At 40.1% G+C, this 14607-nt stretch carries 10 protein-coding genes, 3 tRNA genes, 3 rRNA genes and 1 riboswitch; of the genes, 4 read left to right on the forward strand and 12 right to left on the reverse strand.

Going from position 1 to position 14607, the window contains the following annotated elements; translation table 11 throughout:
* Nucleotides 1–2: 2 nt before the first annotated feature.
* Nucleotides 3–707 (reverse strand): 2,3,4,5-tetrahydropyridine-2,6-dicarboxylate N-acetyltransferase, encoded by a 705-nt coding sequence (gene dapD / locus G6534_RS07355; protein WP_059074272.1) that lies wholly within the window; start codon nt 705–707, stop codon nt 3–5.
* A gap of 16 nt (nt 708–723) precedes the next feature.
* Nucleotides 724–2007, reverse strand: coding sequence for a diaminopimelate decarboxylase (gene lysA, locus G6534_RS07360; RefSeq protein ID WP_059074273.1), 1284 nt, complete (start codon nt 2005–2007; stop codon nt 724–726).
* 77 nt (nt 2008–2084) lie between these two features.
* Nucleotides 2085–2265: riboswitch (Lysine riboswitch) on the reverse strand.
* Nucleotides 2266–2410: 145 nt separating this feature from the next.
* Here lysA and G6534_RS07365 point away from each other — a divergent pair.
* Both G6534_RS07365 and dapF read left to right on the forward strand, forming a co-directional pair.
* On the forward strand, nt 2411–3769 hold the full coding sequence (locus G6534_RS07365) for an aspartate kinase (protein ID WP_182082552.1): 1359 nt from the start codon (nt 2411–2413) through the stop codon (nt 3767–3769).
* Between the two features lie 13 nt (nt 3770–3782).
* On the forward strand, nt 3783–4748 hold the full coding sequence (gene dapF / locus G6534_RS07370; RefSeq protein ID WP_182082553.1) for a diaminopimelate epimerase: 966 nt from the start codon (nt 3783–3785) through the stop codon (nt 4746–4748).
* Between the two features lie 83 nt (nt 4749–4831).
* Here dapF and G6534_RS07375 read toward each other — a convergent pair.
* The 7 genes from G6534_RS07375 to G6534_RS07405 form a co-directional block, all read right to left on the reverse strand.
* Nucleotides 4832–4905 (reverse strand) — tRNA-Arg (locus tag G6534_RS07375).
* A 143-nt stretch (nt 4906–5048) separates the two neighbouring features.
* Nucleotides 5049–5139, reverse strand: a tRNA-Ser gene (locus G6534_RS07380).
* Nucleotides 5140–5153: 14 nt separating this feature from the next.
* Nucleotides 5154–5226, reverse strand: a tRNA-Asn gene (locus tag G6534_RS07385).
* A gap of 11 nt (nt 5227–5237) precedes the next feature.
* Nucleotides 5238–5354: ribosomal RNA gene (gene rrf, locus G6534_RS07390) — 5S ribosomal RNA — on the reverse strand.
* Between the two features lie 76 nt (nt 5355–5430).
* Nucleotides 5431–8348, reverse strand: a 23S ribosomal RNA gene (locus G6534_RS07395).
* A gap of 172 nt (nt 8349–8520) precedes the next feature.
* Nucleotides 8521–10087, reverse strand: a 16S ribosomal RNA gene (locus tag G6534_RS07400).
* Together the 16S, 23S and 5S rRNA genes with 3 tRNA genes alongside form the textbook arrangement of a ribosomal RNA operon.
* Nucleotides 10088–10505: 418 nt before the next feature.
* The gene (locus G6534_RS07405) at nt 10506–10892 is read right to left on the reverse strand and encodes a CvfD/Ygs/GSP13 family RNA-binding post-transcriptional regulator (protein ID WP_182082554.1); all 387 of its coding nucleotides are present in this window, start codon (nt 10890–10892) and stop codon (nt 10506–10508) included.
* Between the two features lie 78 nt (nt 10893–10970).
* On the opposite strand from G6534_RS07405, the gene G6534_RS07410 reads away from it, so the two are divergent.
* Entirely contained in the window at nt 10971–11963 is a 993-nt protein-coding gene (locus G6534_RS07410; RefSeq protein ID WP_059074201.1) for an NAD(P)/FAD-dependent oxidoreductase, read from the forward strand.
* Nucleotides 11964–12054: 91 nt separating this feature from the next.
* On the forward strand, nt 12055–12705 hold the full coding sequence (locus tag G6534_RS07415) for a VTT domain-containing protein (protein ID WP_059074250.1): 651 nt from the start codon (nt 12055–12057) through the stop codon (nt 12703–12705).
* Here G6534_RS07415 and G6534_RS07420 read toward each other — a convergent pair.
* From G6534_RS07420 to G6534_RS07430, 3 genes are read right to left on the reverse strand one after another with little or no spacing between them, the layout of a single operon-like run.
* A complete protein-coding gene (locus G6534_RS07420; protein ID WP_182082555.1) occupies nt 12702–13310 on the reverse strand; it encodes a TIGR01906 family membrane protein in 609 nt (202 codons plus the stop codon). The two genes, G6534_RS07415 and G6534_RS07420, sit on opposite strands and share 4 nt — an antisense overlap.
* Complete coding sequence (locus G6534_RS07425; protein ID WP_059074202.1) at nt 13303–14079, reverse strand: TIGR01457 family HAD-type hydrolase; 777 nt, start codon at nt 14077–14079, stop codon at nt 13303–13305. Before G6534_RS07425 ends, G6534_RS07420 begins: the two co-directional genes overlap by 8 nt.
* Nucleotides 14076–14603 (reverse strand): YutD family protein, encoded by a 528-nt coding sequence (locus G6534_RS07430; RefSeq protein ID WP_059074203.1) that lies wholly within the window; start codon nt 14601–14603, stop codon nt 14076–14078. The genes G6534_RS07425 and G6534_RS07430 overlap by 4 nt, the downstream gene beginning before the upstream one ends.
* Between the last annotated feature and the right edge of the window lie 4 nt (nt 14604–14607).

The following is a 14607-nucleotide window of genomic DNA, read 5'->3' on the forward strand; positions in this document are numbered from 1 at the left end:
AATTATAACTTCCTTAAAGTACTCTCAATTTTAGTTTTATCAGTTGTTTTTTGATCTTTAACTTTGAGGACTTTAGCAGGAACTCCGGCTACGACTTCATTTTCAGCAACATCTTTAGTTACGATGGCACCAGCACCGACGACTGCATTGTCACCAACCTGAACGCCTTCTAGAACGACAGCATTAGCACCAACGATAACGTTATCACCAATTCTTACTGGTTGAGCAGAAGCAGGTTCAACGACACCGGCCAAAACAGCATTAGCACCGATGTGAGAATTTTTACCAACAATGGCACGACCACCGAGAACAGCTCCCATATCGATCATGCTCTTGTCGCCAATTTCTGCACCGATATTGATAACTGCCCCCATCATAATCACAGCATTTTCACCGATTGAAACTTGATCACGAATGATAGCTCCCGGTTCGATTCGAGCATTGATGTGTTTGATATCTAACATTGGTACAGCTGAATTTTGAGCAGCTGTTTCTACATAAATATCAGTTAAATTATTATCTTTTAAAATTGGTTCAATTGTTTTATAGTCGCCAATCAAAATTGCTAAATCACTACTCTTAAAAACTTTCACATCTGAAGGAAAATTCACATTAGAAACATCCCCTTGAACATATACCTTAACGGGAGTAATTTTCTTAGAGTTTCCTATATAATTGATGATTTCTTCTGCATTCATTTTTTTCATAAATCTTTCCTCCAAATTAATAATCCAAATCTAAACTAGTCAAATCTTGATAGGTTTCTCGTTTAACAACTAATTTATCTTGACCATCTTCGACGAAGACTACCGCAGGTCTTGGATTGCGATTGTAATTCATTGCCATCGAATATCCATAGGCACCTGTATCTAACATTGCTAAGATATCGCCCGGTTTTGTTTTAGGCAATTGTTGCTGATCAATCAAGATGTCACCTGATTCACAATATTTTCCAGCTACGTGAACTGTTTGCTCATTTGGTTGATCCATCTTATTAGCAATAACAGCTTCATATTTAGCTTGATATAAAGCCGGCCTGATGTTGTCACCCATACCACCGTCAACTGACAAATAAGAAGTTAAATTGGGAATATCTTTTCTTGAACCAACAGTATAAAGCGTATAACCTGCGGGTCCAACAATTGAACGACCAGGTTCGATCCAAATTTCTGGAATATCGTTGCTTGTTTTCTTCAATTCATCAGCAATTTGTCTAATAAATTCGTCGGCGGTAATTGGATCATCATCTTCGTTATAGCTAATTCCAAAGCCACCGCCAAGATTGATAACTTCAGGCCAATAATTAAATTCAGTTTGGAATTTCTTGGCAATTTCCATCATCTTCTTAGCTAACATGACGAAACCTTGTGTACCAAAGATTTGTGAACCGATATGAGCGTGGATACCAAGAAGTTCCATATTCTCATCATCTAAAACTAATTTCATAGCTTCGTTTGCTTGACCAGATTCAACATCGAATCCGAATTTACTATCGGTTTGACCAGTTTGGTCGTATTTGTGTGTGTGTGCAGAAATTCCTGGTGTCAAACGCAACATTACTTTAATCGTGGTTTTTTCTTGTTTCAAAATTTGTGATAACAAGTCGATTTCGTGGAAGTTATCCAGCATAATCACGCCGACGTGTTCTTTGACTGCCATCAACAATTCATCGTAAGATTTGTTATTACCATGGAAACTGATTTTTTCACTTGGAAAACCAGCACTCAAGGCGGTATACAATTCACCGCCAGAAACAACATCGATATGAACATCTTCTTGTTTCATTACTTGGTAAATAGCTTTAACAGCAAAAGCTTTGCTAGCATAACTAATTTGATATTTTAAATTATTCTTTTCAAATGCGGATTTAAATTTTCTTATTTGGCTACGGACTTGAGAAATATCAAAAACATAAAGTGGAGTTCCATATTTCTTTGCTAACTCGACACTATCAACGCCGCCAATCATCAAATGGCCATTTTCACTCTTTAAATCATCTATTATCATAATCACTGCTCCTTTTACCAAATAAAAAAGATCTCCTTGCTTAATAACAAAGAGATCCATAAATAATCTGCATCAATTTTGTCATAAGCTCAACGTGACCGACTTTTGATCACGACAGTTCGTATCATCTTGTAATACGCCCCAGCTCGCTAAATCCTGTAAAATTTAGTGCTTCGGCAACTTCCCCTTTCAATAAGTTCAAAGCTTTTACAGAAGCTCCCTCATTTACTCATGTCGATTGCGACCTCTTTTGTTGGTATTAAGATTATAACAACACTCATAATACGTCAAGTGATATTAAAAATATTCTCATATTTCTAATAATTAATATTTTTTCCTTGTCATAATAGGGAAAAATGATACACTCATCATTAAAAACTATTTAATTTTAGAGGTGTAAGTTATGAAGGTCGTTAAGTTTGGGGGCAGTTCCCTCGCAACCGGAGAACAATTTGAAAAAGTCATCAATATTATTGAAGATGACTCAGAACGGAAGGTAATCGTTACTTCGGCTCCCGGAAAACGATACCATGGCGATACAAAAGTTACCGATTTGTTAATCGAGTACGCTAATGAAGTTATCGAAAACGAAGATCATACTAATATTATCAAGGAGATTATCTCAAGATATCACGAAATAAGCGACTATTTTAAACTTGATGATTCAGTCATAAAACTTCTAAAAGATAAATTAGTCAATTTAGCTAAAACAGATTTCTCAGATAATGAACATTTAATGGCAGCATTCAAAGCACATGGTGAATTTCTCAATGCTATTTTGTTAAATGAAGTTTTAAATGCTCAAGGTATTAAATCAATTTTTGTCGATCCTAAAAAAGCCGGTATCATCGTTCATGGAAAACCCAATGATGCCGATATTTCACCAGATACTTATCGTAATTTAGAGAACTTTGATATACCAGAAGACAGCCGTTTGGTTTTCCCAGGATTTTTTGGTTACAGTCAAGACGGCAGTATTTTTACCTTTTCTCGTGGTGGTTCTGATATTACTGGAGCAATGTTGAGTCGCGGCTTGCATGCCGACTTGTACGAGAACTTTACTGATGTCGATGCCATTTACGTTGCTAACAACCACGTTGTCAAGCATCCTCAAGCAATCAAGAAGATGTCTTATCGAGAAATGCGAGAACTATCTTATGCGGGTTTTTCTGTCTTTCAAGATGAAGCTATCATTCCAGCAGTCAAAGGACAAGTTCCCGTCAATGTTAAAAACACCAACAACCCTAGTGCTGAAGGAACTTTGATCGTCCCTGAACAATTCTTATTCAATCCTTCAAACGAAATCACTGGGATTGCTTGTTCTAAACGTTTTTCAGCCCTTTATATCCACCGCTACTTGTTGAATAAAGAAGTCGGTTTTACTTTGAAACTCTTGCAACTCTTTTATAAGTACAATATTTCTTACGAGCACATGCCTTCTGGTATTGATGATTTGACAGTTATCTTCGATCGTTCCAAATTGGATAAAACTACTATCAGCAACCTTTGTCACGATGTCAAAGAAGTTTTGCAACCTGACTACTTAGAGTGGATCGACGATTACGCTATCATCATGGTCGTCGGCGAAAGCATTGCTCATAATGTTAATACAATCGGCAAAATTATTGATTCACTAACTAACAACAATATTGCCATCCATATGATCAACCAAGGTGCATCACGAATCTCCATCATGCTAGGTGTACAGGAATCAGATGCAGATGAAGCTGTTAGACAAATTTATAAGAAATTTTTCAATTAATGAGGTGAAAAAATTGGTAAAATTACTCAAAGTCCATGGTTCAGAAAATAAGTTTTTCATCCTTGATCAAACTTTATTAGATACTCCCTTACCTGACGATGAATTAAAAGCTTTAGCTATTAATCTATGCAAAAATACACTCGGCGGTGCTGACGGATTATTAGTCGTCGATACTAGTGAAAATTGTCTGGGAAAAATGCGTGTCATCAATGCTGACGGCAGCGAAGCTAAAATGTGTGGCAATGGTTTACGAACAGTTAGCCGTTACCTATCTGAAAAGTATCATTTAAATGAATTCAAGGTCGAGACACTTGAAGCTCCCTTGTCCATTTCTAAAGCTGAAGATTTCTATGAAGGTGTTCCTGCCTTTAGTGTCGAAATTGCTCCTATATCCTTTAACAACACGGACCTACCTTTCAGTTATCAACAAATGCCCGAAATGATCGATCAAAATATCCCAGAATTCTTACCTAAGCAAAAATTTTCTGCTGTAGCTGTTCCTAATCCCCATCTAATCAGCTTCGTACCTGAAATCAATGAAGATGATTTAGGAACTCTAGGAAAGACTTTAAACTCCACTAATCCTTACTTCCCTGAAGGAGTCAATGTCAGTTTTGCTAAGATATTAGACACCAACAAACTATTCGTTCAAACCTATGAACGTGGTGTTGGCTTTACAAATGCCTGTGGAACTGGCATGTCAGCTACTAGTTTGATTTTTGCCTTGCTTCACTCTAATGGGTTCGATCCAACGCAAGACATTTCAGTTTACAACCCAGGTGGCATGGTTAAAACTCATGTTAATCTAAATTCCATTAAGGAACTCAGTGAATTACACTTAATCGGCAATGCGACTTTTACTCATGAAATTCAAATAAATGAACAAGACCTACACAATAACGATTTAAATAATTTGACTGTTACTAAAACTGGAGAACAAAAAAACTATCAAGCTTTTGTTGATAGCATTTCTGATTAACTATAAGAACATCTTCAATCGAGATGTTCTTTTTTATTGCACAAAAAAAGACTTATGAGATCAATCTCATAAGTCTTAAGTAGTGCGCCCAGTAGGAGTCGAACCTACAACCTTCTGATTCGTAGTCAGACACTCTATCCAATTGCGCTATGGGCGCATATCAACAACTCAACGGTATTAATTATATCATATACATTATAATAGTGTATACATTTTATAAAAAATTATCGATAAGTTTGTAATCCTTGGAGTAAACCGATAAAAAATGTCTCTGCAACAACTGCAAAGACATTAAGCTTACGGAGAGTAGGGGATTTGAACCCCTGATACAGGTCAATACCCGTATACATGATTTCCAATCATGCTCCTTCAGCCACTCGGACAACTCTCCAAGGTAAAAAAAAACTCCGGATGTCAGACTCGAACTGACGACACCCTGATTAACAGTCAGATGCTCTACCAACTGAGCTAATCCGGAATAATAAAACAGCGTGGCAGCTCCCTATCCTCGCGGGTAGTTTCCCACCAACTACTTTCGGCGCGGAGAAGCTTAACTTCTGTGTTCGGCATGGGAACAGGTGTATCCTTCTCACTATCGCCACCACACTATTTTGCCTCGTACCTTCAAAACTAGATATTAAGTCAATGATTCAAAACACTTCGAACTGCTGTAAACTCTTACTCGATTAAGTCCTCGATCTATTAGTACTGCTCAGCTCCATGTATCGCTACACTTCCACCCGCAGCCTATCTACGTCATATTCTTTAACGGATCTTACTTCCATAAAGGAATGGGAAATCTCATCTCGAGGGGGGCTTCACACTTAGATGCTTTCAGCGTTTATCCCTTCCATACGTAGCTACCCAGCGATGCGCCTGGCGGCACAACTGGTACACCAGAGGTATGTCCATCCCGGTCCTCTCGTACTAAGGACAGCTCCTCTCAAATTTCCTACGCCCGCGACGGATAGGGACCGAACTGTCTCACGACGTTCTGAACCCAGCTCGCGTACCGCTTTAATGGGCGAACAGCCCAACCCTTGGGACCGACTACAGCCCCAGGATGCGATGAGCCGACATCGAGGTGCCAAACCTCCCCGTCGATGTGAACTCTTGGGGGAGATAAGCCTGTTATCCCCAGGGTAGCTTTTATCCGTTGAGCGATGGCCCTTCCATATGGTACCACCGGATCACTAACTCCGACTTTCGTCCCTGCTCGACTTGTCAGTCTCGCAGTCAAGCTCGCTTTTACGTTTACACTCTGCGAATGATTTCCAACCATTCTGAGCGAACCTTTGAGCGCCTCCGTTACATTTTAGGAGGCGACCGCCCCAGTCAAACTGCCCACCAGACACTGTCCCTCATCGCGCTGAGCGATGTAGGTTAGAGCTTTCATATAACAAGGGTAGTATCCCACCAACGCCTCCTTCGAAACTAGCGTTCCGAAATCAACGGCTCCTACCTATCCTGTACATGTCACACAAAAACTCAATATCAAGCTACAGTAAAGCTCCATGGGGTCTTTCCGTCCTGTCGCGGGTAACCCGCATCTTCACGGGTATTATAATTTCACCGAGTCTCTCGTTGAGACAGTGCCCAAATCATTACGCCTTTCGTGCGGGTCGGAACTTACCCGACAAGGAATTTCGCTACCTTAGGACCGTTATAGTTACGGCCGCCGTTTACTGGGGCTTCAATTCTCAGCTTCGCAAGAGCTAACTGATCCTCTTAACCTTCCAGCACCGGGCAGGCGTCAGCCCATATACGTCATCTTACGATTTAGCATAGACCTGTGTTTTTGATAAACAGTTGTTTGGGCCTATTCACTGCGGCTGGCTGTTACACCAGCACCCCTTCTCCCGAAGTTACGGGGTCATTTTGCCGAGTTCCTTAACGAGAGTTCACTCGCTGACCTTAGGATACTCTCCTCGACTACCTGTGTCGGTTTGCGGTACGGGTAGTTTATTTCTAACTAGAAACTTTTCTTGGCAGTGTGAGTTATTGTGCTTCGTTACTAAAATTTCACTCCCCATCACAGCTTGTCCTTAAAGATATAAGCATTTGACTCATATCAAGACTTACTGCTTGGACGCGCATATCCATCAGCGCGCACACATCATCCTCCTGCGTCCTTCCATCGTTCAAACAAAATAAACTAGTACAGGAATATCAACCTGTTATCCATCGATTACACCTCTCGGTCTCATCTTAGGCCCCGACTAACCCTGGGAGGACGAGCCTTCCCCAGGAAACCTTAGTCTTGCGGCCGACCAGATTCTCACTGGTCTTTCGTTACTCATACCGGCATTCTCACTTCTAATCACTCCACTGCTCCTCACGGTACAGCTTCAATGCGATTACAACGCTCTCCTACCACGTGTCTTACGACACATCCACAGTTTCGGTATCATGCTTAGCCCCGGTACATTTTCGGCGCAGAATCACTCGACTAGTGAGCTATTACGCACTCTTTGAATGAATGGCTGCTTCTAAGCCAACATCCTAGTTGTCTATGCGTTTCCACATCCTTTTCCACTTAGCATGAATTTTGGGACCTTAACTGGTGATCTGGGCTGTTTCCCTTTCGACGGTGGATCTTATCACTCATCGTCTGACTCCCGGGTATAGATCAATGGTATTCGGAGTTTATCTGAATTCAGTAACCCAAGACGGGCCCCTAGTCCAAACAGTGCTCTACCTCCACGATCCTAATCCCCGAGGCTAACCCTAAAGCTATTTCGGAGAGAACCAGCTATCTCCAAGTTCGTTTGGAATTTCACCGCTACCCACAACTCATCCCAGCATTTTTCAACATACACGGGTTCGGTCCTCCAATGCGTTTTACCGCATCTTCAACCTGGTCATGGGTAGGTCACTTGGTTTCGGGTCTACATCAACATACTTAGTCGCCCTATTCAGACTCGCTTTCGCTACGGCTCCGACTTTTCATCTTAACCTTGCATGTTAACGTAACTCGCCGGTTCATTCTACAAAAGGCACGCCATCATCCATAAACGGACTTTGACTACTTGTAGGCACACGGTTTCAGGATCTATTTCACTCCCCTTCCGGGGTACTTTTCACCTTTCCCTCACGGTACTGGTTCACTATCGGTCACTAGGGAGTATTTAGCCTTGGGAGATGGTCCTCCCGGATTCCGACGGAGTTTCTCGTGTTCCGCCGTACTCAGGATACTGAATGGAGTGGGTCAGATTTCGTTTACGAGGCTTTCACTCTCTTTGGCCAAGCTTTCCAACTTGTTCAACTATCATTACCTTTTGTTCTCACAACATCAGTCCTACAACCCTATGAAGCAAGCTTCATAGTTTGGGCTATTCCCGTTTCGCTCGCCGCTACTCAGGGAATCGAATTTTCTTTCTCTTCCTGCAACTACTTAGATGTTTCAGTTCATTGCGTGTTCCTCTTGATTGCTATGTATTCACAAACAAGTAAATATCCATTACGATATTTGGGTTCCCCCATTCGGAGATCCCCGGATCAAAGCTTACTTACAGCTCCCCGAGGCGTATCGTCGTTAGTTACGTCCTTCATCGGCTCCTAGTGCCTAGGCATCCACCGTGCGCCCTTTATAACTTAATCTTGACAAAATATGGAAATACATCCATTTTTATCGCGCAGTTTTCGGTGTTTCTTTAAATCATTAATTCTTAATATCCAGTTTTCAAGGTACGAGTTTGAGAGTAGACCCCTCAAAACTAAACAAAGTTTTAACGTTGTGTATTTCCGTTGATGCTAAGCATCATATCCTTAGAAAGGAGGTGATCCAGCCGCAGGTTCTCCTACGGCTACCTTGTTACGACTTCACCCTAATCATTTGTCCCACCTTAGGCGGCTAGTTCCCCGAAGGGTTACCCCACCGACTTTGGGTGTTACAAACTCTCATGGTGTGACGGGCGGTGTGTACAAGGCCCGGGAACGTATTCACCGCGGCATGCTGATCCGCGATTACTAGCGATTCCAGCTTCATGCAGGCGAGTTGCAGCCTGCAATCCGAACTGAGATCGGTTTTAAGTGATTTGCTTGCCCTCGCGAGTTCGCAACACGTTGTACCGACCATTGTAGCACGTGTGTAGCCCAGGTCATAAGGGGCATGATGATTTGACGTCGTCCCCACCTTCCTCCGGTTTGTCACCGGCAGTCTCACCAGAGTGCCCAACTGAATGCTGGCAACTGATAATAAGGGTTGCGCTCGTTGCGGGACTTAACCCAACATCTCACGACACGAGCTGACGACAACCATGCACCACCTGTATCCATGTCCCCGAAGGGAAAGACTAATCTCTTAGCTTTTCATGGTATGTCAAGACCTGGTAAGGTTCTTCGCGTTGCTTCGAATTAAACCACATGCTCCACCGCTTGTGCGGGCCCCCGTCAATTCCTTTGAGTTTCAACCTTGCGGTCGTACTCCCCAGGCGGAGTGCTTAATGCGTTAGCTGCAGCACTGAAGGGCGGAAACCCTCCAACACTTAGCACTCATCGTTTACGGCATGGACTACCAGGGTATCTAATCCTGTTTGCTACCCATGCTTTCGAATCTCAGCGTCAGTTACAGACCAGAAAGCCGCCTTCGCCACTGGTGTTCTTCCATATATCTACGCATTCCACCGCTACACATGGAGTTCCACTTTCCTCTTCTGCACTCAAGTTTACCAGTTTTCGAAGCACTTCCTCGGTTGAGCCGAGGGCTTTCACTTCAAACTTAATAAACCGCCTACATTCTCTTTACGCCCAATAAATCCGGACAACGCTTGCCACCTACGTATTACCGCGGCTGCTGGCACGTAGTTAGCCGTGGCTTTCTGGTTGAATACCGTCAGTACGTGAACAGTTACTCTCACGCATGTTCTTCTTCAACAACAGAGTTTTACGATCCGAAAACCTTCTTCACTCACGCGGCATTGCTCCATCAGGCTTTCGCCCATTGTGGAAGATTCCCTACTGCTGCCTCCCGTAGGAGTTTGGGCCGTGTCTCAGTCCCAATGTGGCCGATTACCCTCTCAGGTCGGCTACGTATCATTGCCTTGGTGAGCCATTACCTCACCAACTAGCTAATACGCCGCGGGTCCATCCAAAAGCGATAGCAGAGCCATCTTTCAAGCTACGATCATGTGAAAGTAGTTGTTATGCGGTATTAGCACTTGTTTCCAAATGTTATCCCCCACTTTTGGGCAGGTTACCCACGTGTTACTCACCCGTCCGCCACTCACCAAAATCTGAATCATGAAGCAAGCTTCAATCTTCAGGATGGTTCGTTCGACTTGCATGTATTAGGCATGCCGCCAGCGTTCGTCCTGAGCCAGGATCAAACTCTCATATTAAAAGTTTGTGACTCATAAAAAATTATACTAGCGAATTGACTTCGTTGTAAATCCAACAAATAAATGTTGGCCTACACAATTTAGTGTTAAAACTTTGTTCAGTTTTCAAAGGTCTACCAGCTGATTAAGCGCTTACGCTCATCAGCGACTTAATTATTTTATCAAGCTTACAAGTTAATGTCAAGAACTTTTTAAAATAATTTTTCTAACAAATCATCAAGCAAATGATAATTTGTTAGGTGATGTCTAACAGACAACTTAATTATCTTATCGAAGATGCAAGAGCAAGTCAAGCACTTTTTTAAAATAATTTTTGACGTCTTGGATAAGCTGTAAGGCTTGAATCCGTTGACGCCGTTGCTCTGTCGCAACAACAAGATATATATTACCAATTAGAATAGAGGTGCGCAACCCCTTTTTACAAAAAAGTTGAATTTTTTTGCTTTTTTTCTGAAATTAGCTTCATTGCACCGTTAATCCAGGCTTCTTTGTGAGTTGCAATCGTCTTATAACCTATATGATCACGATAATTAGTCCAAAAATGCTTATGCAAAATCGGTCTGCCTATCTTTTGAGGATGTAAAGCACGGATTGATAAACTTACCTTTTGATTATATTCATCGATTCCCATTACAATTACATCGACCTGATCTCCTACTTTGTACTGATTATTCAAATCCGAAACGAAACCATGCTTTAACTCAGATATATGAATCAAGCCTTGGTGCTCATCATCAATCTTAACGAAAACACCGTATGACTGAACACCAGAAATTGTTCCTGTGATTTTATCTCCTATTTTCACTTAATTTCCTCCTTTTTTCTAATATAAATGTGTGACAATATATCTATAGATTATATAACAGAAAATGGTGACTATGATATGAATAAGAAAATTTATGACATTTCTATTATCGGTGGTGGTCCTGCTGGTATGTTTGCAGCCTACTTTGGACGTCTAAGAAATCTCGACGTTGCCTTAATAGAAAGCCTGCCTAAACTAGGTGGACAACCAGAAACACTTTACTCGCAAAAACATATCTACGATATTGCGGCTTTACCTAAAGTATCCGGGAGTGAGTTAACTCAGCAATTACTCGATCAATTGCAAATTCTTAACTGTGATCAATACTTAGAAACTTCAGTTTCTTCTATTAATAGAAAAGATGACATCTGGGAACTAACTACTAATAAAGAAACTATCTATAGTAAGGCAATTATCATTGCTATCGGTAATGGTGCCTTTAAGCCTAGAAAGTTAACCTTTGATTACGACAAGACTCTAGAGGAAAACAATCTCGACTACTTTGTTAATAGTTTAGAAGACTTCAAAGGTAAAGATGTTTTAGTAGCCGGTGGTGGTGACTCAGCTGTTGATTGGTCGATCGACTTAGATAAAATCACTAATCATACATCCCTCATTCATAGAAGAAACAAGTATCGGGCTATGGAATCTAGTGTCAACAAACTGAATCAATCATCTGTCGAACAACTCAATCCTTATATCATTAAAAACGTTGATTTCAACAAAACTGACAAATCTAAAATTGACGTTACCTTAAAGATGATCAAATCTGACGATGTAAAGACAATTACTGCTGATAAATTGCTAGTTAACTATGGCTTCGTATCCGATTCAAAGGTTTTACGTGATTGGAACTTGGAGTTAAATGGTCCCTTTATTAAGGTTTCTCAAGAAATGGAAACTAACCTACCTAATGTCTTCGCTATTGGGGACGTCGTGACCTATCCTGGTAAATTACAATTGATTGCTACGGCCTTTGCTGAGGGTCCTATCGCTGTTACTAAGGCATTGAGAAATATCTACCCTGATAAAGACTACTTTGAACACAGTACTTCGATTTTTGAAAAATAATCTTTAATTTAGCCTGTATTTAAATTTATTTTAAGTTAAGCTGTTATAATGTAGTTTAATTTGAATTTTTGGAGTTGATTTGTTGAGTTACGTGACTGGTCTGATCGATTTCATTCTACATATTGATAGTCATTTAGTTAATATCGTGAATAATTTCGGTCTTTGGACATATTTAATTTTGTTTGTAATCATCTTTATCGAAACTGGTGTGGTCATTTTGCCATTCCTACCTGGTGATTCTTTAATCTTCGCAGCTATGGCGTTAGCCGCTAATCCTAAATATGGATTGATCTCATGGGTGTTGTTCATACTATTCCTAGCAGCAGCCGTTTTGGGAGATTCGATGAACTACGAAATCGGTGAACATTTTGGAGAATACGCGACGAGGAATAAATACCTCAGTAAGTTAATCAATAAGGAGCATTTACACGATGCTCACATCTTCTTTGAAAAGCATGGTGGCAAAACTATTGCCATTGGTCGTTTCATTCCTTTGATAAGAACTTTCGTTCCTTTCGTTGCCGGTAGTGGAACCATGCATTACGGTACATTCTTGAAATTCAATTTCATTGGTGCTTTCCTATGGGTAACTATTTGTTCTCTTGCAGGTCATCTCTTTGGTAACATCCCTGCAGTCCAAGAACATTTTTCATTGATTATTATTGGAATCGTCTTAGTATCACTTGTTCCAGTTTTAATTACTGCTCTTAAAAATAAACGTAAAAAAAGCGTTCAGGATTAATTCCTAAACGCTTTTTTGTTAGCTTTCCAAAAATTCAGTCCTTCAAATAAAATGAAGAACAAAATGAAACACTGCGTAAAAAACTCTTCTGGCAAAATATTGATGACTGGATCTTTATCCGGATCAAACAACCAATCGCTGTTTCTGAATAAAACTTCATGAAAAATCACAAAGAACTCATCAAAATTCAATAACATCAATATTGCCACAACAATGCCGACAATACCTATCCATAAAAACATCTTATTAAATCGGGCCCGAATTTTTCTAAATTTAGCTACAATCAAACCACTTCCGATAAATACACCGAAGTTCAATAAGAACAGTTTCTTACAATCTTCAAAATGCAGTCTACCTGAAGCTGACGAAGTGAAATCACTCAATTGAAAATGCCAATTAAAAGGATTGATCAAATAGTCCATCATCTGAGCATAGTTTTTCATAATCGTAGAATATTTCATGCTAACTGCTTGCTCTAAGTAATAATGCTTAATATCGAAAGCAAACAACAAATAACTGGCAAAAATCGTAATAGTAATAGCCGCCGTCAAAATAAAAAAGGCTAAAGCTATTGTATAAAACAAGTCTTTTTGCGTATTAGACATCCCACTGGTCCAGACTTTCTACTTGGTGAGTTGGTTTAATCTTCTCTTTGTCGATATCAGCATGTGTACTGACACCAGTATTGACCCACAAAGTATCAACTTTAGCGCTGATTCCAGCCTTAATGTCAGTATTATAATTGTCTCCGACCATTACAGAAGTCTTAGGATCAAAGCCCTTCTCTTTAGCAGCAAAGAAAATCATATCGGGCTCTGGTTTTCCAATATAATGAGCTTTTTGTTGAGTCGAAGTCTCTACCAATGAAATAACTGAACCAGCACCAGGTACTAGTCCTCTCTCATTAGGCAAATTAGTATCGGCATTTGTACCGATAAAGAAAGCACCCTTTTTAATAGCTAAAGTAGCTACTTCAAACTTGTGATACGTAACATCATAATCTAATCCGACAATTACAACGTCAGGATTATCTTCATTTAATTTAATACCAGTATTAAATACAGCGCTCTTTAGTCCATATTCACCAATAACATAAGCACTGTGATTTGTAATATCATCATCAAACATATTTTGAATATATGCTGCCGTAGCAAGTGATGGTGTAACAACTTGTTCTGCTGTAGCTCTGATTTGATGGTTGTTGACCAAATTATCGGCCACTTGTTGTGGAGTCTTTGTCGTGTTGTTCGTCAAAAAGTAATAATCAATACCTGCTTGATTCAAGTTATCGATGAAGACACGAGCTTCAGGAATTTTTTCCTTTCCACGATACATTGTTCCATCTAAATCAATTAAATATGTTTGATACTTCATTTATTCTTTTCACCTATTTTTCTAATTTTAAAAGTCTTCTTGGCACTGACAGTTGTCTTTTTATGTCGAGTAGACTTTCTTCTATGTTGATTGTTGTGTGGCTTAGTTTTACTGCTATTTTTGACAAACTTATTAGTTCTCGTCTTAAAACGATGATTAGTCCGACGATGGTTATTCTTGAGTGGAGCTTTTTTGACTTTCTCCAAAACAAAATAAGCACAACCGAAATTACAGTACTCTAATAGGTAGTCTTCTAAATGTGAAATACGATTATCGAGCGTACTTTCTTTACGCTGATCTTCATAAAAACCCTTAAAGCGTAATTGATCGTATCCCCAATCGCCGACGATATAATCATATTTATCTAAAACGTTGTTATAACGTTCTTCAATTCTTTCTTCATTAAAACCACTATCGTGATCTTCAACTATTTTGTACTGTGTTTTATTAATAGCAATTAAATTATCAGCCAACTTAATTACGTCAGCTACTTTTGTAACATTCTTTTCCTCAATATCCTGCAAATAA

Origin of the sequence: Companilactobacillus pabuli (genome assembly GCF_014058425.1) — a bacterium.
Taxonomy (GTDB): domain Bacteria; phylum Bacillota; class Bacilli; order Lactobacillales; family Lactobacillaceae; genus Companilactobacillus; species Companilactobacillus pabuli.